20 protein-coding genes are annotated in these 18,949 nt (G+C 69.0%); 10 read left to right on the top strand and 10 right to left on the bottom strand.

Going from position 1 to position 18,949, the window contains the following annotated elements:
* Positions 1–2,107, bottom strand: a 2,107-nt coding sequence (locus QZV94_RS12820; protein ID WP_293678279.1) for a PAS domain-containing sensor histidine kinase, incomplete at its 3' end; no start/stop codon positions are given.
* A gap of 82 nt (positions 2,108–2,189) precedes the next feature.
* Here QZV94_RS12820 and QZV94_RS12815 point away from each other — a divergent pair.
* The gene (locus QZV94_RS12815) at positions 2,190–2,756 is read left to right on the top strand and encodes a hypothetical protein (RefSeq protein WP_293678278.1); all 567 of its coding nucleotides are present in this window, start codon (positions 2,190–2,192) and stop codon (positions 2,754–2,756) included.
* The gene (locus QZV94_RS12810) at positions 2,749–3,156 is read left to right on the top strand and encodes a metallopeptidase family protein (protein ID WP_293678277.1); all 408 of its coding nucleotides are present in this window, start codon (positions 2,749–2,751) and stop codon (positions 3,154–3,156) included. The genes QZV94_RS12815 and QZV94_RS12810 overlap by 8 nt, the downstream gene beginning before the upstream one ends.
* A 67-nt stretch (positions 3,157–3,223) precedes the next feature.
* Here QZV94_RS12810 and mutL read toward each other — a convergent pair whose 3' ends face one another.
* Positions 3,224–5,068 carry a DNA mismatch repair endonuclease MutL gene (gene mutL, locus QZV94_RS12805; RefSeq protein ID WP_293678280.1) on the bottom strand — a complete coding sequence of 615 codons (1,845 nt, stop codon included), beginning with the start codon at positions 5,066–5,068 and terminating at the stop codon, positions 3,224–3,226.
* Positions 5,069–5,107: 39 nt separating this feature from the next.
* Here mutL and QZV94_RS12800 point away from each other — a divergent pair, with 39 nt between their 5' ends.
* A complete protein-coding gene (locus QZV94_RS12800; RefSeq protein ID WP_293678276.1) occupies positions 5,108–6,073 on the top strand; it encodes a TraB/GumN family protein in 966 nt (321 codons plus the stop codon).
* A gap of 49 nt (positions 6,074–6,122) precedes the next feature.
* Here the strand turns inward: QZV94_RS12800 and QZV94_RS12795 are convergent, their stop codons facing one another.
* From QZV94_RS12795 to ileS, 3 genes are all read right to left on the bottom strand, one after another.
* Complete coding sequence (locus tag QZV94_RS12795; RefSeq protein ID WP_293678275.1) at positions 6,123–6,677, bottom strand: DUF3035 domain-containing protein; 555 nt, start codon at positions 6,675–6,677, stop codon at positions 6,123–6,125.
* A 119-nt stretch (positions 6,678–6,796) separates the two neighbouring features.
* Positions 6,797–7,303 carry a signal peptidase II gene (lspA, locus tag QZV94_RS12790; RefSeq protein ID WP_293678274.1) on the bottom strand — a complete coding sequence of 169 codons (507 nt, stop codon included), beginning with the start codon at positions 7,301–7,303 and terminating at the stop codon, positions 6,797–6,799.
* Entirely contained in the window at positions 7,300–10,206 is a 2,907-nt protein-coding gene (ileS, locus tag QZV94_RS12785) for an isoleucine--tRNA ligase (protein ID WP_293678273.1), read from the bottom strand. The genes lspA and ileS overlap by 4 nt, the downstream gene beginning before the upstream one ends.
* A 418-nt stretch (positions 10,207–10,624) precedes the next feature.
* On the opposite strand from ileS, the gene QZV94_RS12780 reads away from it, so the two are divergent.
* The 5 genes from QZV94_RS12780 (at position 10,625) to QZV94_RS12760 (ending at position 11,894) form a co-directional block, all read left to right on the top strand.
* Positions 10,625–10,834 (top strand): cold-shock protein, encoded by a 210-nt coding sequence (locus QZV94_RS12780; protein WP_293678272.1) that lies wholly within the window; start codon positions 10,625–10,627, stop codon positions 10,832–10,834.
* Positions 10,835–10,897: 63 nt separating this feature from the next.
* Complete coding sequence (locus QZV94_RS12775; RefSeq protein ID WP_293678271.1) at positions 10,898–11,098, top strand: hypothetical protein; 201 nt, start codon at positions 10,898–10,900, stop codon at positions 11,096–11,098.
* Between the two features lie 8 nt (positions 11,099–11,106).
* Entirely contained in the window at positions 11,107–11,466 is a 360-nt protein-coding gene (locus QZV94_RS12770; protein WP_293678270.1) for a DUF6481 family protein, read from the top strand.
* 11 nt (positions 11,467–11,477) lie between these two features.
* On the top strand, positions 11,478–11,633 hold the full coding sequence (locus tag QZV94_RS12765) for a hypothetical protein (RefSeq protein ID WP_293678269.1): 156 nt from the start codon (positions 11,478–11,480) through the stop codon (positions 11,631–11,633).
* 3 nt (positions 11,634–11,636) lie between these two features.
* Positions 11,637–11,894: a hypothetical protein gene (locus QZV94_RS12760; protein ID WP_293678268.1), complete on the top strand. Its 258-nt coding sequence runs from the start codon at positions 11,637–11,639 to the stop codon at positions 11,892–11,894.
* 1 nt (position 11,895) lies between these two features.
* Here the strand turns inward: QZV94_RS12760 and QZV94_RS12755 are convergent, their stop codons facing one another.
* The 5 genes from QZV94_RS12755 to QZV94_RS12735 form a co-directional block, all read right to left on the bottom strand.
* Positions 11,896–13,419: a tetratricopeptide repeat protein gene (locus QZV94_RS12755; RefSeq protein WP_293678267.1), complete on the bottom strand. Its 1,524-nt coding sequence runs from the start codon at positions 13,417–13,419 to the stop codon at positions 11,896–11,898.
* An 86-nt stretch (positions 13,420–13,505) separates the two neighbouring features.
* On the bottom strand, positions 13,506–13,973 hold the full coding sequence (locus QZV94_RS12750) for a hypothetical protein (RefSeq protein ID WP_293678266.1): 468 nt from the start codon (positions 13,971–13,973) through the stop codon (positions 13,506–13,508).
* Positions 13,974–13,983: 10 nt separating this feature from the next.
* Complete coding sequence (locus tag QZV94_RS12745) at positions 13,984–14,604, bottom strand: PleD family two-component system response regulator (RefSeq protein WP_293678265.1); 621 nt, start codon at positions 14,602–14,604, stop codon at positions 13,984–13,986.
* 28 nt (positions 14,605–14,632) lie between these two features.
* Positions 14,633–14,968, bottom strand: a complete 336-nt coding sequence (locus tag QZV94_RS12740; protein ID WP_293678264.1) for a hypothetical protein — start codon at positions 14,966–14,968, stop codon at positions 14,633–14,635.
* 1 nt (position 14,969) lies between these two features.
* Positions 14,970–15,356 (bottom strand): response regulator, encoded by a 387-nt coding sequence (locus QZV94_RS12735; protein WP_293678263.1) that lies wholly within the window; start codon positions 15,354–15,356, stop codon positions 14,970–14,972.
* Between the two features lie 284 nt (positions 15,357–15,640).
* On the opposite strand from QZV94_RS12735, the gene QZV94_RS12730 reads away from it, so the two are divergent.
* Together QZV94_RS12730 and QZV94_RS12725 are read left to right on the top strand one after the other, a co-directional pair.
* The gene (locus QZV94_RS12730; RefSeq protein ID WP_293678262.1) at positions 15,641–18,499 is read left to right on the top strand and encodes a hybrid sensor histidine kinase/response regulator; all 2,859 of its coding nucleotides are present in this window, start codon (positions 15,641–15,643) and stop codon (positions 18,497–18,499) included.
* Positions 18,496–18,949, top strand: a 454-nt coding sequence (locus QZV94_RS12725) for a chemotaxis protein CheW (RefSeq protein ID WP_293678261.1), incomplete at its 3' end; no start/stop codon positions are given. The genes QZV94_RS12730 and QZV94_RS12725, both read left to right, overlap by 4 nt.

The following is an 18,949-nucleotide window of genomic DNA, read 5'->3' as shown; positions in this document are numbered from 1 at the left end:
TGCCGCGGCCGGTGTCGGAGACCTGGAGCTGCACCTCGCCGCGGGCCTTGCGGGCGGCCAGCGTCACCGTGCCGCCGGCCGGCGTCTGGCCGATGGCGTTTTCCATCAGGTGGTCCAGCACCTGGGTGAGGCGGCGGCGGTCGCCGCGGATCACGCCGACGTCGTCGGGGCGTTCCAGGACGATGGAAACCTTGCCCGGCTCGGCCTCGGCGCGCCAACGGCTGGCCACCTCGATCAATAGGTCGGCGACGTTCACCTCCGACAGGTCCAGCGCCATCTCGTCGGCGTCGATCTGGGCCATGTCGAGGACGTCGTCGATGGAGCGGGCCAGCTGGATAGCGGCGGCCTTCACCGAGGCGGCGTGCGCGCGGCTGCGCTCCGGCAGGGCGTCGCCGGCGTGCTCCAGGAGCTCGGAGTAGCCGATGATGGTGGTGAGCGGGGTGCGCAGCTCGTAGGAGACGTTGCCGACGAAGTCGCGCTTCAGGCGCTCCGCTTCGCTGAGCGCCTGTTCGCGGTCGGCCAGAGCGCTCTGCAACTGGCGCGCGTCGGTGACATCGGTGAAGGCGATGAGGGTCGCGCCGTCCGGCAGAGGACGGGTGCGGTACTCCACGATGCGGTCGTCGGAGGTCTGCGCCTCACCGGTGATCGGCATGCGGGCCGAGGGGTCGGGGTCGGCGACGCGGCCCTTCAGCTCGGTCCAGAAGCTCTTGTCGTGGAGCTTGTGGATACAGAGCTCGACGATGCCCTCGAAGTCGCCGGCGGCCTCGAGCTGCAGCGGCGTGATGTTCCAGAACTTCTCGAAGCTCTCGTTGTGCAGCCGCAGCCGCCCGTCGGAGCCGAACACCGCGACCGCGTCGGAGAGCTTGTCGAGGGTGGCCTGCTGCACCTGCACCAGGGCCGAGAACTGGGCCTTCATCTTCAGGTCGTCGGTCATGTCGGAGAACAGCAGAAGCAGGCCCCCGTGCGGGTGCGGCTGGCGCACCACGCGCAGGGTCCGGCCGCCCGGCGTGCTCCACATGTCGTCCGGCTCGGACTCCAACTGTTCGTAGCGGCTGAGCTCGGCGGCCTTCCACTTGGCGTAGTCGGTGGTCTCCGGCAGGCGGCCGCGCTGGCGCAGGCGGTCGAGAACCTCACCGTGGGTGGGACGCTCGGTGAGCCAGGCCGGCTCCAGGCCCCAGAGTTCGGCGAAGGCGGTGTTGTGGAAGGTGAGCCGCTTGGCCCGGTCGAAGACGACCACGGCGTCGTCGATGCGGTTCAGGGTCTCGTCGTGGGCCTCGATGTTGCGCTTGGTTTCCTCGCGCGCCTCTTCGAGGTCGGTCAGGTCGTCTGTCCAGACCCCGACGCCCCCGCCGTCGAGGGGCTGGGCGGTGATCTGGAAGGCGCGGCGGCGTCCGCCCAGGCTGAGCCGGCGCACCCCCTCGCGGCGCTGGCCGAGGTTGGCGGCCTCGCTGGCGAGCGCGTCGGCCCCGCGATCGAAGGTGGCGCCGCGGCTGGCGGCCTCGTCCAGGCTGGCGGCGTCTACGGCCTTCAGCCAGGCGGCGTTGACCCAGATCGGCGAGCCGTCGGCGGCAGCCAGCCAGGCCGGCGTCGGCGCGGCGTTGAGGAAGGCGGCGAAGCGCGGCGCGGTCGGCAGGCCCTGGTCCTCGCCCAGCACGGCGGAGATCCGCAGCCAGGCCAGGGCTCCGGCCGCCCGGCCCTCGACCGTGACCACGCCCGCCGGGCCCTTCACCTCGAACGCGCAGGCCTCGCCGCGTTCGAACAGGGCGCGCAGCCGACGCGCATGATCCGGATCGGCGCGCATCAGGGCGTTCAGCACCGCCTGCGGATCGCCCTCGTCGAGCGCCAGGGCCTCGCGGCAGACCGCCAGGCTCTCCTCGCCGGACGCCAGCAGGGCATGGCCGTCCTCGACGGCCAACAGGGCGGAATCGAAGGCCTCGACCGAGGCCTGCGCGGTCTCTGCGCCCGCCTGGAGCTGGCGGATGCGCGCGGTTAGTTCGCCCACGCGCCGGTCGGCCGCGCGGCGCTGGGCGAACGCCCAGAAGACAGCAGAAATCGCCAGGCTGACCGCGCCTGCCGCTGCCGCCAGCATCAGTTCGTGTGCGCTCATCGACGCCCCGGCGAATCAAGATTCGCAGCTTAGGTCCCGGTCGGCGTTCTAACCGCAGGGATTTTCAGCGAGAATGCGCCCAATGACCGCCATCCTCTACCCCGTCGCGACAAATGCGGAGCAGGCGCTATCCCGCCCTCTGGGCCGCTGCGCGCGTGAGAGCGAGGCGAAGAAGCGCGCCGGGGCGGCCGTGGTCTTCGCCGCCGACCCCGTAGGGCCGGCGTTCGCCACCCGCGAGGCGGCGCTGGACGCCTACCGCGGGCGGGTGGAAGACGAGCGCACGGGCACGGGCCCCGAGGCGGAGGAAAAGTTCTGCCGGCTGATCGAACAGGTCGCCGATGGCGTGCGTCCGCGCAAGCCCGTCGAGCCGACCTACGTCGACGGCCATCGCTGGCCGGACCCACCCAAGCCGCTTCGCACGGTGTGGCGGCTCAGCGTCTCCTACTGGCGGGTCGGAACCGCGGAACGGCCGGTGGAAGCGCCCCAGGCGCGGGCGGCGCGCAAGTCGGGACAGACGTTGGACGCCGAGGCCTTGCGGGCCATCGCAAGCACGCCGCTGCGCCCCACCAAGCCACAGCAGCCGCTGGACATCGGCCTTTTCGAGGTGCGCCCGCCCGACGCCCCCCACATCATAATGCCCGATGAGTGAGCGCACCTGGGGCGAGGCCCCTTCCCTGGAAGACTTCGCCGAGATGGCCGAACGCGCCTTCGCGCTCCTGCCCGAGGGCTTCCGGCGCATGGCGGGCGACGTCGTGTTCCGCATCGACGATTTCCCGCCCGACGAGATCCTCGACGAGATGGGTATCGATGACCCTTTCGGCCTCACCGGCCTCTACTCGGGCGTGAGCCTGGCCGAGCGGTCGGTGTTCGGGGCCGCGCCGGAGCCGTCGCGCGTGTTCCTTTACCGCCGCCCGATCCTGGACGAGTGGGCGGAGAACGGCGCCGTCAGCCTGGAGGACCTCGTCACCCACGTTCTGGTCCACGAGATCGGACACCATTTCGGACTGTCGGACGGCGACATCGACGCGATCGAGGCGGCGGCCGGCTGATCCTGTGTTCCCGCGTCGCCGTCGAGCCTCGGCGAGCAGGTCCTTCGTGTGAGGTGAGGGAAGGTGTCTATCGCCGGCCGAACAGCCGCTCGATGTCCGCCAGCTTCAACTCCACGTAGGTCGGTCGGCCGTGGTTGCACTGGCCGGAGTGGGGAGTGGCTTCCATCTGGCGAAGGAGGGCGTTCATCTCCGGGGCCGTGAGGCGGCGGCCGGCGCGGACCGAGCCGTGGCAGGCCATGGTCGAACAGACGTCCTCCAGCCGTTCCTTCAGCGCCAGCGCTGCCCCGTTCTCCGCCAGGTCGTCGGCGATGTCGCGGACCAGGCCGGCGGCGTCGGTCTCACCCAACAGTGCGGGCACCTCGCGCACCAGCACCGCGCCCGGCCCAAACGGCTCGACCGTCAGGCCCAGCGCCGCCAGCTCGTCGGCGCGGGCCAGCACGCGCTCCGCCTCGGCCGGGTCCAGCTCCACCACCTCGGGCAGCAGCAGCGCCTGGCGCGCCACGCCGCCATCGGCCATCTCGGCCTTCATGCGCTCGTAGACGAGCCGCTCATGCGCGGCGTGCTGGTCGACGATCACCACCCCATCGCGGGTCTGGGCGACGATGTAGGTCTCGTGCACCTGGGCCCGCGCCGCACCCAGCGGGTAGTCGACCGGGTCGAACACCGAGGTGACCGACGGCTCGGCGAGGCCTGGCCCCCAAGAGGCCTGGTCGTCCGGGTCGGCGCGGGCGGAGATTTCCGACAGTCCCGGGATGGCCTGGGCCACCGCCGCCGCCGTCTGCGCCCAGCCGCCCTGGCGCCAGGCGGAGAACCCCGCGCCCGGGGCGTGCGGCGGCATGCTGTTGGGCCGGAATCCCCCCAGCGCCGCCATGGACACGGTGGTCGAGGCGCGGTGGCCGGCGGCGGCGAGCGCGTGGCGCAACCCGCCCACGATCAGGCCGCGCACCAGCCCCGGATCGCGGAACCGGACCTCGGCCTTGGCCGGGTGCACGTTCACGTCCACCAGTTCCGGATCGAGCGTTACATAGAGCGCCGCCACCGGATGACGGTCGCGAGCCAGGAAGTCGGCGTAGGCGCCGCGCAGGGCGCCCTGCAGCAGCCGGTCGCGCACCGGGCGGCCGTTGACGAACAGGTACTGGTGGGCCGCGTTGCCCCGGTTGAAGGTGGGCAGCCCCGCATAGCCGGCCAGCCGCACGCCCTCCCTGTCATGGTCGATCAGGAGCGCGTTGTCGGAGAAGTCGCGACCGAGGATGGTGGCCAGCCTCGCCAGCCGGCCCTCGTCGCCCGCCGCCTCGGCGGGCAGGCGCAGCGTGCGCCGGCCGTCCAGGTCGAGCGAGAAACCCACCGCCTCATGGGCCATGGCCTGACGTTTCAGCTCCTCGGTGATCGCCAGCGCCTCGGAGCGCTCCGACTTCATGAACTTCAGCCGCGCGGGCGTGGCGTAGAACAGGTCGCGCACCTCCACCCGCGCCCCGTGCGGTCCCGGGAAGCCGGCCGGCCCCACCGCGCCGACCGCGCCGCCTTCCACGAAGATCGCGTTGGCGTCGGCGTGCCCGCGCGCCCGGCTGGTGATCGACAGCCGCGAGACCGAGCCGATCGACGGCAGGGCCTCGCCGCGGAACCCCATGGTCGAGATGCGCAGGAGGTCGTAGCCGCCATCGTCGCCGGGGTTCAGCTTGGAGGTGGCGTGGCGCTCCACGGCCAGCGGCAGCTCGGCCGCCGCCAAGCCGGCGCCGTCGTCGGCTACCAGTATGCGGGTGAGCCCGCCGCCGTCGGCCTGCACCTGGATCTCCGAGGCGCCCGCGTCCAGGGCGTTCTCCACCAGCTCCTTGACCGCGCTCGCCGGCCGTTCCACGACCTCGCCGGCGGCGATGCGGTTGATCAGTTCGGGCGGGAGGCGGCGGATCGGCATGGCGACTGTTGTCCACATAGTACGATTCCGAGGGCCCTGATGCGCGTGCTGAATCGTCTCCTCTCGCTCTCCCTCGCCGCGCTGATGTGCGCGCTGCCGGCCGCCGCCCAGGCGCCGCCACCGCCGTCGTCGGCCGAGGACCCTGACGCCACCTTGGTCGAGGAACTGGTCGTGCGCGGCCGCCTGCCCGGCCCCGCGTGGTGGCGGGTGGTCGACGCCGACACCACCGTCTGGGTGCTGGGCGTGCCCTCGATCGCGCCGAAGCGGATGGAGTGGGACCGGTCCATATTCGAGCGCCGCCTGCAGGGGGCCAATGTGGTGGTTCTGCCGTTCGTGAACGTGCGCGCCAAAGCGGCCGGCTCTATCGGCACGGCCTTCAACCTGCTGCGGCTCAGGTCCGGCGGACCCTTCGAGGAAAAGCTGGACCCCGCCACCCGCGCCCGCTTCGTGGCCGTGCGCACCCGCCTGGGCCAGCCGGCCAAGCACTACAATACCTCGAACCCCCTGGCCGCAGGCGTGCAGCTGGCCATCGACTACCGCGACCGCTCCAGCCTCACCAACATGGACCCGGCCAAGCTGGTCCGGCTCCTGGCCCAGCAGCGGGGCGTGAAGGTGGTGGAGAAGAGCTACGACCTGGGTGGCCAGCTAGGGGCCATCATCCGCACCCCCGCGTCGGTGGGGCGGCTGTGCTTCAACGAGGTGCTGGCCCAGGCGGAGGCAGGGCCCGGCGTCACCCTGGCGGCGGCGCGGGCCTGGGCGGTGGGCGACGTGGAAGGGGCGCTGCAGAACGAGCGCACCTACGAGCGGTGCCTGGCCAACATCTCCGGCGGCCGCGCCTACGACGAGCGCACCAAGGCGGATGAAGCCGCCGCGATCGTCAGTGCGCTGAAGACCCCAGGCCACGCCATCGTGCTGGTCCCGCTACGCCCCCTCCTGGCCCAGAACGGCGTCCTGGACCGCCTGCGCGCGCAGGGGTTCACGGTGAAGACGCCGGGGGAGGACTGATTGCGCGCGCTTCCCTCGCCACAAAGGGAGGGAAGAGTTGGTGTGGCCCCTAGAGCCCCGGCAGCTTGATCTTCGACTTGCCTTCGCGGCGGATGATCACGTCCTTGTCGCCGGTGAGCTTGGCGATGCGCGCCTTCTCGGTGGCGGCGTCGACGGGGGTATGGGAGCCGTCGAGGGCGGGGGCGGTGGCCTCCGGCGCGTCGTCCTTCTTCCAGAACATCACCCGGTCGGCGAAGCCCTTTTCCTTGTGCGCGATATCGCCGAACTCGTCGTCCACCACGTAGCGGACCAGCGGGTCGGCCTTCTCGGCGCCGGCCTTGGCGACCAGCATCTTCTCGCCGTCGGAGCGCTGCTCGGCCTCGCGCTGACCCAGAAGGGCGTTGCGGGCGGCGCTTTCCGGCTGCAGCTCCTGGGGCCGCGGCTCGCCGGGCGCCGGCGGGCGCAGCGCGTAGTCGGGCGGCACCACCAGCGGCGCCTTGGTCACCACACGGAACTCGTCGGGCGTCACCTTGGACATCCCCAGCGCCTTCTGGGTCGATTGGCAGCCGGCGAGGCCCGCGGCGGCAACCAGCGCGGTCGCCACGAACAGTCGGTTCAAGCTCATGTACCTAAGCGCTCCTCAGCCGCTTCCCGGCATACCTGCCGATGGGAAGCGCATTGTCCCAAATCGTGCCGCGTTTCCATGGCGGGAAAACGGCGGCCCCCCGTGCCCGACGAGATACCTCAATCGGGCTTCTGAGCCAACGCGTCAGGCCGGGCGTCTCGCCGCAGGCTGTCGAGCAGGAAGAGAATGATGCCGACGGTGATGCCTGAGTCGGCGATGTTGAAGATCCAAGGGAAGAAGCCCAGCCGCTGGACGTCGATGAAGTCGACGACCGCCCCGAAGAGCGCCCGGTCGATGGCGTTGCCGATCGCCCCGCCGATGAGCAGGCCCAACCCCACCGCCGGCAGCAGCCGCACCTGGCTGCGCGCCCAGAACGACAACAGGGCAGCCACGCCGAAGTTGAAGACCACCATTCCCCAGCGGACCAGATCGTTGCCCGCCTGGAACAGGCCGAAGCTGATGCCCTCGTTCCAGATGCGGGTGAACTGCAGCGGCCAGAAGACCTCCTGGGTCCCGTATTCGGGCAGGCGCAGAACCTCGAGAATCCAGTACTTGGAGGCCTGGTCGGAGGCGATGATGGCGGCGGCCAGCCCGTAGGCGATCCAGCCCTGGCGGGTGACCGTCATGCGCGGGCCGCGTCCCAGGCCGCCACGGCCTCAGCGTCGCGCAGCGACAGATCCGGGTAGCGCGGATCGGACCCCACCTCAGGGAGGATACGCCAGGAGCGCGCGCACTTCCTGCCCTCGGCCTTTAGCGGCTCGACGGAGACGCCGGACACCTCGGCCAGCCGGAAGCCCGGGCCGTCGCCGGCGACCAGCGTGGCCTGGCTGGTGCGGAACACTTCGGCCGGGTCCAGCCCGTCGAACGCGGCCAGCAGGCCCGCGTCGGCGACGTGCACCTTCGGGGCGGCTTCCAGCGCCGCGCCCATCCGCTTCTCGCGCCGTTCGACCTCCAGGGCTCCGGTCACAACCGATGTCACCGCCAGCACTTTGGCCCAGCGCGCCGCCTCGGCGTCGTTGCGCCATTCCGCCGGCGTGCCCGGCATGACGCGCATGGCGTTGGAGTGTCCCTGCGGGAAGCGGGTCAGCCAGGCCTCTTCCATCGTGAAGGGGATCAGCGGGCCCAGCCACGCGGTCAGCCGCTCGAACACCGCGTCCATCACGGTGCGGGCCGCGCGGCGGGTGAGCGATGTCGGCACGTCGCAGTAGAGGCTGTCGCGGCGGATGTCGAAGAACAGGCTCGACAGCTCGTCCTGGCAGAAATCGAGGATCGGCCGGATCACGTCCTGGAAGACATAACCCTCGTAGGCGGCGCGCACCTGGCCATCCAGTTCCCACAGGCGGTGCAGGATGAAGCGCTCCAGGGGCGGCATGTCGGCAAGCTCCACCGCCTCGTCCGGCGAGAAGTCGGCCAGCGCGCCCAGCATGTAGCGGACAGTGTTCCTGAGCTTGCGATAGGCGTCCGACGTCGTCTGCAGGATCGTCTTCCCGATCCGGCTGTCGTCGGCATAGTCGATCATCGCGGCCCACAGGCGGATGATCTCGGCCCCGCTCTCGCGGATGACCACCTCGGGGTCGACGGTGTTGCCCTTGGACTTGGACATCTTCTCGCCGGCCTCGTCCATGGTGAAGCCGTGGGTGAGGATGGCGTCGTAGGGCGCGCGACCCCGGGTGCCGGCGCTCTCCAGCAGCGAGGACTGGAACCAGCCGCGGTGCTGGTCGGAGCCCTCCAGGTACATGTCGGCCGGCCACTTGGTGTGCGCGCGGTTTTCGAGGGTGAAGGCGTGCGTCGAGCCGCTATCGAACCAGACGTCGAGGATGTCCTCGATCTTCTCGTAGCGGTCGGGGTCGTGCGCTCCCAGGAAGTCGGTGACGGGCCGGGTGAACCAGGCGTCGGCGCCCTCGGCGCGGATGGCCTCGATGATCCGGCGGTCGACCTCGGGGTCGTGCAGCGGCTGGTTGGTCTCCTTGTCGACGAACATGGCCAGCGGCGAGCCCCACGCCCGCTGTCGGCTGATCAGCCAGTCGGGCCGGCTCTCCACCATCGAGCGGATCCGGTTCTTGCCCTGCGCCGGGTAGAAGGTCGTGGCCTCCAGCGACTCCAGGGCGACCTCGCGCAGGGTACGCCCGCCCGCCTGCGGCGTGTCGATCGGCTCGTCGATGCGGATGAACCACTGCGGCGTGTTGCGGAAGATCACCGGCGCGCCGGAGCGCCAGGAGTGCGGGTAGGAATGCTCCAGCCGCCCGCGCGCCAGCAGGCGACCCGCCTCGATCAGCTTGTCGATCACCGCCGGGTTGGCCGGGCCGAACTTGCCGGCCTTCTTGCCCTCGGTCTCCAATACCTTCAGCCCGCCGAACAGGGCCACATGGGGGTAGTAGGCGCCGTCTGGATCCACCGTCTCAGGGATCTCCCGATGCCCGTGCGCCAACCAGACCACATAGTCGTCGGCGCCGTGGCCGGGGGCGGTGTGGACGAAGCCGGTGCCGGTCTCCTCGGTCACGTGGTCGCCGCTGAGCAACGGCACGCCGAACCGGTAGTGTGGGTCCAGGTTGGCCAGCGGGTGCTCGCACTCCATCCCCTGGCAGTCGACCGCCTCCAGCCGCCGCGCCTTGGCGATCTTGGCGGCGGCGAACACCTCCGCCGAGAGCTTGTCGGCCACAATCAGGCGGTCGCCGGGCTTGGCCCAGGGCTCGAATTCCAGCCCGGTTTCCATCGCCTCGACCTGGTAGACCGAGTAGGCGATCGCCTCGTTGTAGCTGATCGCCCGGTTGGCCGGGATGGTCCAGGGCGTGGTGGTCCAGATCACCACGCTGGCGCCGCGCGCGGCGTCGCTGCCCTCGGTTACCGGGAACTTCACCCACACCGTGGGGCTGTTGTGGTCGTGATACTCCACCTCGGCGTCGGCGAGCGCGGTACGTTCCACCGGGCTCCACATCACCGGCTTGGAGCCGCGGTAGAGCTGTCCGGAAGCCACGAACTTGTGGAACTCGGCCACGATCGCGGCCTCGCTCGAATAGTCCATCGTGGCGTAGCGGTTCTCCCAATCGCCCAGCACGCCGAGGCGCTTGAAGCCCTGTTCCTGCACGCCCATCCAGTGGGCGGCGTAGTCGCGGCAGAGGGTGCGGAACTCCGCCTTGGAGACCTCCTCCTTCTTGCGGCCCTTCCCGCGCAATTCCTCCTCGATCTTCCACTCGATCGGCAAGCCGTGGCAGTCCCAGCCCGGCACGTAGTCGACGTCGAACCCCAGCAGGAACCGCGAGCGGACCACGAAGTCCTTCAGGGTCTTCTGCAGGCAGTGGCCCACGTGGATCGCCCCGTTGGCGTAGGGCGGGCCGTCATGCAGCACGAAGAGCGGCGCGCCTGCCCGCTGCCGGTCGGCGCGGATGGCGTGATAGAGGCCCTGCGCCTCCCACTTGGCCAGGATCTGCGGCTCCTTCTGCGGCAGGCCCGCGCGCATGGGAAAGGGCGTGTCGGGGAGGAAGACGGTCTCGCGATAGTCGCGAGCAGGTTTCTCGGCGTCGTCGGCCATGACTCAATCCAGAAGGTTCGGGGGTACGAGGTGCGGGATGGAACCCGGCGCGCGCGACCGTCCGGCGGCGTCACGCCGGGCGGGTAATTCGCAGGCTCATCCGAACCGAATTCATGGGCGGAGGCTCTAACAGACCGGGGCAGGGGCGTCATCCCCGCGCTTCGCGCAGGCAGCGCCTGGACTGGTGTCGGCGCCGGCCGGCGGGCCCGTAGACCCATGCGGCTACAACCGGCAGTGCGATTTGAGTCGCGTTCGGCGCAATTTTCCGCTAAGGTGCCTAAGTCGAATATCGAACTGGTTCGGTTGCTCTCCACGCTTGTTCTTCGGATCGAGCCCGGACTTCCCCAAAACCTCTCCGACCATTTGATCACGCGATCCGATCGGCTCGCGCGAAGACTTACTTAAGAAAGACACCATCATGACTACCGGTACCGTGAAGTGGTTCAACGCCACCAAGGGCTTTGGCTTCATTCAACCCGATGACGGCGGCAACGACGTGTTCGTGCACATATCCGCCGTTGAGCGCGCGGGCCTCGGCTCGCTGAACGAAGGCCAGAAGGTCTCCTTCGAGCTGGAGCGCGACCAGCGCAGCGGCAAGATGTCCGCCGGCCAGCTGCAAGCCGGCTAAGGATCGACGGGCGCCCGGCGGTTGGGTCTATCCCCGCCCGCCGGGCCGCCCTACGACAGAACCATGACCACATCCACCATTGAACGAGCTTATGAGCTCGCCCGCTCGGGGCGCGTTCCCGACGTCGCAAGCCTCAAGTCGCGGCTGAAGGCCGACGGCTGCCGGGCGGTCGACGCCCTCTTGGCGCCTCGCGCCATCCGCGGCCACCTTGAGGCCATCTGCGCGGCGACCTTCCAGGCGCCGCGGCCTCCGCCGCAAACCTGAAAGTCCATATGAACGAAATTGAACGCACCGGTTTCTCCGAACGCCTGAAGACCGCAGCCGAGGCCAAGGCCGCCCTGGTGGCGAAGCTGCGCCCAAAAACCGCGGTCACGGCCACTGACCTCACGCCGCGGGCCGAGCTGCGCGCCGCCGAGCTGGAGCAGGTCCGCGCCGCGCGTGTCGCCGCCAAGGCCGCCAAGCAGCAGGCCGCCGCCGAAGCCGCCGAGGCCGCGCGCCAGACCGACGAAGCCATCGCGGCCGCGGCCCTCGACGCCAAGCGTGGCGAGCGCAAGGAGCGCAAGGCGCTAACCAAGGCCGAGCAGAAGGCCAAGCGCGACGCCCGCTATGCCGCGCGCAAGGCCCGCAACTAGGGAGCCGACCCATGGCGCGGAAGCCCAACTACCAGTTCGAGCGCCAGGAGCGGGACCGCCAGAAGGCCGCCAAGACGGCGCTCAAGGCCGACGCCAAGCGCGAGCAGCGCGCCCGCGACCGCGGCGAGTTCGAGCCGCCTGCAGATCCCCCGGCCGACGAGACCTGACTGATGCCGGCCGCCACGACCTTCAGCCACGAGACCGTCATGCTCGACGGCGAAACCTTCGCCGATTGCGAGTTCCGCGACTGCCGCCTCGTCTACGCTGGCGGTGAGCCGCCCACCTTCACCGGCTGCAAGTTCCACGACTGCGACTGGAAGTACGAAGACGCCGCGGCGCGCACGCTGGCGCACCTCAAGGCCGTCTGGAATGCCGGTGGCAAGGCCTCCGTCCAGGCGCTCATCAAAGACATCACCGTCGCCCGATAGGCTAGGTGGCGGTGGCCGGCCGGACCCCGGCCAGCCTGGCGTCCAGGGCTTGCCGGATCTGAAGGATCACCGGCCCCCAATTCTGCCCGTCCTCCTGGCGGAACAGCCTCACCGAGTCATACCAGGGCATGGTCGCGCCATGCGGCCCATAGCGCCAGACGGCGTTCGGCGGGACCAGGGTCAGGCAGGACTGCCCGAGACCGCCCGCCAAGTGGACGACCGCTGTCTGCACCGAGACCACCGCGTCGAGATTGGCGACCAGGCCGGCGAGGTCTTCGAAGTCGTCGATTTCCGCCGGCGCGAACAGGCGGATCGGGTTGCTACGGCCGCTGTTCGCGGCGGCGACCTCGGCCGCCACGTCCCCGTACTGCAGGCTGACGTACTCGCACCCCGGCAGGTCGAGCAGAGCGGTCAGTTCCGCCAGCGGCACGGACCGCGCCTCGCGCCGGGTGGCCGGTAATCCGCCTCGCCATGACAGACCGATCCGCAGGCCCGCCGGCCGCGCGCCCAGGCGCCTGGCCCAGCGTTCGCGGACCTCGGCGCGCGGCTGCAGGTAGGGCGTCCCGGGGAAAGCGGAAACGTCGCGCCGGAACGCTGCGCCCAGGCTCCCCTGCGCCATGATCACGTCGACCGCGTCGGTATCGATCGCCGCCGTCCTCGGGTCCAGGACGGTGACGCCCCGGAGAGATGCGGAGAACAGCCTCACCAGACGCGGTTCGCAGACGAAGGCGACGCTGGCCGCGGTGCGCACGAGGTCGGGGGTCATGCTGGCGAACATGATCGCATCGCCGACGCCCTGTTCGGCGATGAGCATCACCCGCTTGCCTCTCAAGTCGCTTGCCGAGAGGGAGGTCGCCAGCTCCGGTACGGCGGCCCGTGGCACGAGGCCCCGGGAACTCGCCACGAACCGGTCCGAGCGCCAGCGGGCCTCGTAGTCGTCCCAGCCGGCGGCGAAGTCCTGGCCCTTCAGCCGCAGCACGCCGCGCTGGAAGCGGGGGGTGGCCGCGTCGGGCCGCAAAGCGATGGCGCGGTCGAAGGCCTCGATACCGTCCCCGGCGCGGCCCAGCCCATCCAGGGTCATGCCGATCCGCACCATCGCCTCGAAGGCGAGGTCTCCGCGCAGCGGGACCGTCTCGAAGGCCTCCAGGGCCTCGTCCAGGCGGCCCAGGTTCGCCAGCGAATCCCCGCGCGCCAGCCAGGCTTCACCGTGTCCCGGTCGAGCGGCGATGACCGTGTCCGCCAGCGCCAGCGCCTCGGCATGCCGTCCCTGCGACTGCAGCGACCCCGACAGGGTGCGCACCGCGATGTGGTCATAGGGGTCGATCGTCAGGGCGCGGCGGGCCGGGCCCTCGGCCTCCACGGCGCGGTTCAGGGCGAGCAGCGCGGTCCCAAGGCCGACCAGCGCGCCCAGATGCTCAGGGTTTGTCTCGGCGGCGCGCGCAAACGTCTGGACCGCCGCCTCCACCTCGCCACCCTGCATCTGCGCCTGGCCCACGCGAACCTCAGCGTCGCAGTCCGCGGGCACGGATCCGACGGAGGAACAGGAAGTTGGCGCACCAGACATGAGCTGAACTTAGCATCCGCGGGCGCGATGGCCTCACGGCCCCCGTTCTACTCCACGACGCCGATCGCCGCGCGCATCTTGCCGAGCCGGACGAGCACCTTTTGCGCCTCATCCGCCGAAGGCGGAGGCGCACCGTGCAGCAGGACCAGGGAGGTGATGTGGGCCTCCAAGGCGTCAGTGTGCCAGACGCCCTTGCAGGCGAGACTGTCGATCATCGCGCGAATCCCGCCCGCGGCAACGCCCACCTCCGCCAGATCGGCGACCGCCGCTACATCTGCGATGCTCATAGCCGCGTCGCGGATCTCGTAGCAGCGAGCGAATATGATCTCCTCTCCCAGGCTGGCGATCTCGACGATAGTCTGAACCTGCGTGCTGACATGGGCGCGGATATCGTCGGCCAGCGCTGCGAGCCGTCGCTCGCTCGCCTCGACGAGCGTGCTGAAGAACTGCCCCTCGTTCCCGGCGATGATCTTCGCCAGGCGATTGGGGGGCGCGAATATGCGAACGGACGTCATGGTGCAGGCCTCAACCGAAGAGTGAGTCTATTTCGTTCTGCGACATCGCTCGTTCGGGCTGAGCAATCAGGCGCAGGTCGTCGGCCCGGCGCTCAGCGATCCCCTCTGGCAGCGGGACCTTCTTGAAGCGCCGATCCGGCCCGCAGTATCCGGGACTGGTGACGAACAGCCGCGGACTCCTCGCCAGCCACTCCATCCGCTCCAGAAGAATAGCGGGGATGATAGGCTTGGTGAGTACGAGATTCGCCCCGGTATCCCGCGCGCGCGTGATCTTGTGTCTTGGAGTGAAACTACTGAGAATCATGATGGGTGCGGTGTAGTTGGGGCTACCCGGACTTGCGCGAACGTGAGTTGTCAGATCGAAGCCGTCTTTCGTAGGCATTTCGCCGTCCAGGATGATCAGGTCGAAGGACTCGCGCTCGAGGACCTTGGCGACCTCCTCGCAGCTTCGGGCCTGGTGCGGGTTCCGCACGCCGAAGCCGAGCAGCGCCTGAGCCAGAATCTCCAGCGCCTGCTGGCTGTCGTCGACAATCAGCACCTTGGCCTTCTTGAGGTCGAGTCGGTTCCCGGTCGGTCGGGCGGCAGCTTCCGGCGGCGCGGTTTCGGCAGCCTCTGGCGCTGCGGCAGCCATATCCTCGGTAGACGAAGGTGCAGCGTCCTCAGGCATCGGCCTGGCCTGCACTGGCGAACATGGCGTCTGCGCCGTCCTGATCCAGACCTTGGCCGGGCTCGGCCGGGCCATTCACCAGCGGGTCGCAATCCGGGAGCCGGCCGGCGAGGGCGTCAGCGAGGAGGGCCAAGCGTTGCCCAGCGAGGTCCTGGAAGGCGCAGGCCGCCAGGATCGTGTTCAGAACATCTCGAAGAGGGCCCGCAAGCGCTTCGTCGCTCGCGAGTTGGTCCGCGAGACTTAATCCCAGCGTCGCCGACGAGACGATCTGATCGGCCGCGTTCTGCAACTCGGCCGTGATGAGGTTGATCCGGTCGTCGACGTCCATGTCAGAATTCGCCGAAGACCGTCGTGAGCTTCTGTTTCAGGACGGCCAGAGTGAACGGCTTGATGATGTAGTTGTTTGCCCCGGCTTTGCGCGCCGCGACCACGTTCTCGGTCTTCGCCTCGGCGGTCACCATGACGAACGGGATTTTGGCGCTGGCGGCTTCCGAGCGGACCGTTGTGAGGAGGTCGTATCCCGTCATCGGACTCATGTTCCAGTCCGACAGGATCAGTCCGTAATCGTGGGATCGGATCATCTGCAGGGCCGTCGGGCCGTCGCAGGCGTCGTCGATGTTTTGGAAGCCCAGCTGTTGGAGCAGGCTTCGGATGATGCGGACCATCGTCTTGTAGTCGTCGATCACCAGAACCCGCATGCCGAAATCCAGGGCCATCCTCGTATCCCTCCTGCCAGGTCTCTCGGGAGACCGCGCTCGATGAGCAATCGTTCAAGGTCTGGGATAATGTCAGGTTAAGATGCTGCGGATTTCAGAATACACATACGTAATACCGATCTAATTCAGAGATAACATCTGATACGTATAAGTACTAACTCTACGTATTGATACGTACGTATCTCCCACATGGCCCGAATGTCCGGCATTTATCTGGGAATTAACTTCGACAAATAAGTATCTGACACCAGATTTGGCCCAAATAGGGCTCTCCGGGGGTGTGTTTGGACGACCTTGTCAGCGATTTCATCGCGGAGACCCGGGAAGGGCTCGAGGCGCTCGATGGCGAACTCGTCCACTTCGAACGGAACCCTGGCGACCCAGCCCTGCTTGGTGGAATCTTTCGTCTGATTCACACGATCAAGGGGACCTGCGGCTTCCTTGGCCTGACCCGCCTGCAGACCATCGCCCACTCCGCCGAGAACGTCCTGGGCGCTTTCCGCGACGGCGAGCTGGCCGTTACCCCGGACGCCGTGTCGGCGATCCTGGAGACGGTCGACCTCATCCGAACCCTGATCGACGCGCTGGCCGTTGGCGGAACGGAGCCCCAGGGCGACGATGCTGCGTTGATCGCGCGTCTGGATGGGGTGCTGGCCGGCGAGGCGTCGATCGTGCCGGGGACCGTCGATGGGGATGCTGTTGCGGATGGGCGGCCCCTCATCGACCAACTGGGTGGCGACGCCAGCCTGGACGCGGCCTGCGAGATGATCCTCGACGAGCTTCAGGACCAGGCGTTCGGAGCCATCTTCGCTGACGCCGACCGCGATCGGCTGCAGGCCGCATTGCGCGAGGGCGCCACCGCCGCTGCGCGAGGCTCCGGCGGTCGCGCTGACTTCCAGCGCCGGATCATCGAGATCGCCCCCGACGCGGCGAGGCCCGAGGTCACGCCGCGCATTCTGGACTTGATCGGCGACGCCTTGATGAAGCTGGGCGCGCCGCGCTCGGCGGTCGACGAGCTGGCCATGCGGATCGAACCCCCCGGCGCCGCGCCACCTGTGATCACGTCCGACCCGCCCACGAGCGTCGCGCCGTTGGTTCAACAGGCGGCAGATCGCCAGGATGGGGATGCCGCCTCGAGTGCTCAGACGATCCGCGTAAGCGTCGACGCTCTGGAGCACCTGATGACGGTGGTCAGCGAGCTGGTGCTGATCCGCAATCAACTCATCCAGACCCTGCGCCTGGATCCCGAGAGCCCCTTCGCGGCGCCCCTGAACCGCCTGAACCAGGTGACCAGTGAATTGCAGGAAGGCGTCATGACCACGCGCATGCAGCCGATCAGCGGCGCCTGGGCGAAGCTGCCGCGGCTGGTCCGCGATCTGGCCAAGGACCTCGGCAAACAGATCGACCTGTCCATGGTCGGCCAGGACACCGAACTGGACCGTCAGGTCCTCGAGCTGATCAAGGATCCGCTGACCCACATGATCCGCAACGCGGTGGACCACGGGCTGGAGCCACCCGCCGAGCGGGTTGCCGCCGGCAAGGCGCCTGTCGGCCGCATCATGCTGACTGCGCGTCACGAGGGCGGCGCCATCGTCATCGAGGTGGGCGACGACGGGCGCGGTTTGCCCGCCGCCAAGATCCGGGAAAAGGCGATCGCCCGGGGCCTGGCGCCCGCCTCCGAGATCGAAGCGATGTCCGACGCCGATGTGCGCCGCTTCATCTTCGCCGCCGGCTTTTCCACCGCCGATGCGGTCACGGCCGTGTCCGGCCGGGGCGTCGGCATGGATGTCGTACGCACCAACATCGAGAAGATCGGTGGCGCTATCGAAGTGTCGTCCGTGGAGGGTCAGGGCGCGCGCTTCACGATCCGCATTCCTCTGACCCTGACCATCGTTTCGGCCCTCATCGTCGAGTGCTGTGGCGAGAGGTTCGCGATGCCGCAGTCATCCGTGGTTGAGCTGGTCAGCGCCAGCGATGGATCGGGCCGAAACATCGAGTACATCGATGGTGCGGCGGTGCTTCGGCTCCGCGACCGCCTGCTTCCGCTCGTTTCGCTGCAAGCCTTACTTGGCCTCGACGCCGGCCCCACAACCGCCAGCGAGCCGTGCATCGTCGTCGCACGGGTGGGCTCCTTCACCTTCGGGATCGTCGTCGACCGCGTGTTCGACACCGAAGAAATCGTGGTCAAGCCAGTCGCCACCGTGCTGCGACATCTGAAGCTCTACTCCGGCGCCACGATCCTGGGCGACGGCGCAGTCATCCTGATCCTGGACTTCAAGGGCATCTCGCTCGAGACCGGCGCCGGCCAGGTCGCCAGCGGCGCGCTGCAGGACGACGACCTCCCTGCCGCGACGGCGGCGGAGAAGAAGCCTGCGATCCTGGTCTTCCGGTCCGCGGACGGCGCGCTCAAGGCCACGCCTCTGGGTAGCGTCGCCAGGATCGAGGAGATCGCCGAAGCCCAACTGGAAACCGTCGACGGCCGCATGGTGATCCAGTACCGCGGCCACCTGATGCCCGTAATCGGCGCCGTCGCCGACCAGCCGCTGCTGTGGGGCGACGACGTCCGGCGCCCCTTGCTGGTGTTCGCCCGCGACGATCGCTCGGTGGGTCTGCTCGTCAGCGAGATTGTCGACATCGTCGAGAGTTCCATGGCCCTGGACCTTGGCCCGTCGAGCGGCGGCGCCCTGGGCAGCCTGATCGTCGACGGGGTCGCCACCGAACTGATCGATGTCGCCTACCTGTGGCGCATCGCGACGGGTGAGCGCGGCGAGGGGTCTGCACTTCCTGCGAAAGCCTCCAAACGCCTGCTTGTCATCGACCAGAGCCCCTTCAGCGAGCTGATGCTTCAGCCGATGCTGCGGCAGGCGGGCTACGACGTGTCGGTGGCGCCCGACGCCGCGGCGGCGCTGGCCCTTCACGCCAACGGCGAGACCTTCAATCTCATTCTGGCGGACAGTTCCCATCGAGGGCCCTCCACCAAGCAATTGGCGACGGCGCTGCAAAGCGCCACGAACTGGCATCGCACGCCCTTCCTGGGGCTCGGACGCGAAGATCTCTCGCCGGCAAGCCACGGCCGCGACGTCGCCACCATGTTGCAGGCGGTCGCCGATACCTTTGACGAAGACCTGCGAGGTGCGGCGTGACAGTGCATGCGAGCGAGCCCGCCGCGGCGAGCGCGATCGACGGCTTCGTGTCCGTCCGCGTCGGGGTCCAATGGTTCGGCGTACCCGTCCTGCGGGTGCAAGACGTCATCGCCGAGACGGCGATCAATCGCGTGCCTCTGGCGCCGCCGGAAGTGGCGGGGTCCTTGAATCTGCGCGGCCGTATCGTCACCGCCATCGACCTGCGCCGGCGGCTCCGCATGGAGGCCCGCGACGAGGCGGGCGGTTTCATGAGCGTGATCGTGGATCGGATGGGAGAGCTTTACGCACTCCTCGTCGATGACGTCGGCGACGTCCTATGGCTCACGACCGACTGTCACGAGGCCAGCCCAGTGACGATGTCCGCCCACTGGCGCGGCCTCTGTGACGGCCTCTACCGGCTCGAAGGCGAACTTCTGCTCATCCTGAATGTCGAGCAGGTCCTGAACCTGG

This window comes from uncultured Phenylobacterium sp., assembly GCF_902826855.1.
GTDB lineage: Bacteria > Pseudomonadota > Alphaproteobacteria > Caulobacterales > Caulobacteraceae > Phenylobacterium.
Note: the sequence above shows the minus strand (reverse complement) of the source record. Positions and strands in the feature narration are given on the sequence as shown.

What these genes read in the sequence shown, in the direction of transcription:
- QZV94_RS12800 (WP_293678276.1), top strand. Translation starts at nt 5,108, where the DNA reads ATGCGCGTGCTGAATCGTCTCCTCTCGCTCTCCCTCGCCGCGCTGATG.
- mutL (WP_293678280.1), bottom strand. Translation starts at nt 5,068, where the DNA reads ATGCCGATCCGCCGCCTCCCGCCCGAACTGATCAACCGCATCGCCGCC.
- QZV94_RS12735 (WP_293678263.1), bottom strand. Translation starts at nt 15,356, where the DNA reads ATGGCCCTGGATTTCGGCATGCGGGTTCTGGTGATCGACGACTACAAG.
- QZV94_RS12740 (WP_293678264.1), bottom strand. Translation starts at nt 14,968, where the DNA reads ATGGACGTCGACGACCGGATCAACCTCATCACGGCCGAGTTGCAGAAC.
- QZV94_RS12750 (WP_293678266.1), bottom strand. Translation starts at nt 13,973, where the DNA reads ATGACGTCCGTTCGCATATTCGCGCCCCCCAATCGCCTGGCGAAGATC.
- QZV94_RS12810 (WP_293678277.1), top strand. Translation starts at nt 2,749, where the DNA reads ATGAGTGAGCGCACCTGGGGCGAGGCCCCTTCCCTGGAAGACTTCGCC.
- QZV94_RS12815 (WP_293678278.1), top strand. Translation starts at nt 2,190, where the DNA reads ATGACCGCCATCCTCTACCCCGTCGCGACAAATGCGGAGCAGGCGCTA.
- QZV94_RS12745 (WP_293678265.1), bottom strand. Translation starts at nt 14,604, where the DNA reads ATGGCTGCCGCAGCGCCAGAGGCTGCCGAAACCGCGCCGCCGGAAGCT.
- QZV94_RS12765 (WP_293678269.1), top strand. Translation starts at nt 11,478, where the DNA reads ATGGCGCGGAAGCCCAACTACCAGTTCGAGCGCCAGGAGCGGGACCGC.
- ileS (WP_293678273.1), bottom strand. Translation starts at nt 10,206, where the DNA reads ATGGCCGACGACGCCGAGAAACCTGCTCGCGACTATCGCGAGACCGTC.
- QZV94_RS12775 (WP_293678271.1), top strand. Translation starts at nt 10,898, where the DNA reads ATGACCACATCCACCATTGAACGAGCTTATGAGCTCGCCCGCTCGGGG.
- QZV94_RS12770 (WP_293678270.1), top strand. Translation starts at nt 11,107, where the DNA reads ATGAACGAAATTGAACGCACCGGTTTCTCCGAACGCCTGAAGACCGCA.
- QZV94_RS12795 (WP_293678275.1), bottom strand. Translation starts at nt 6,677, where the DNA reads ATGAGCTTGAACCGACTGTTCGTGGCGACCGCGCTGGTTGCCGCCGCG.
- QZV94_RS12760 (WP_293678268.1), top strand. Translation starts at nt 11,637, where the DNA reads ATGCCGGCCGCCACGACCTTCAGCCACGAGACCGTCATGCTCGACGGC.
- QZV94_RS12780 (WP_293678272.1), top strand. Translation starts at nt 10,625, where the DNA reads ATGACTACCGGTACCGTGAAGTGGTTCAACGCCACCAAGGGCTTTGGC.
- lspA (WP_293678274.1), bottom strand. Translation starts at nt 7,303, where the DNA reads ATGACGGTCACCCGCCAGGGCTGGATCGCCTACGGGCTGGCCGCCGCC.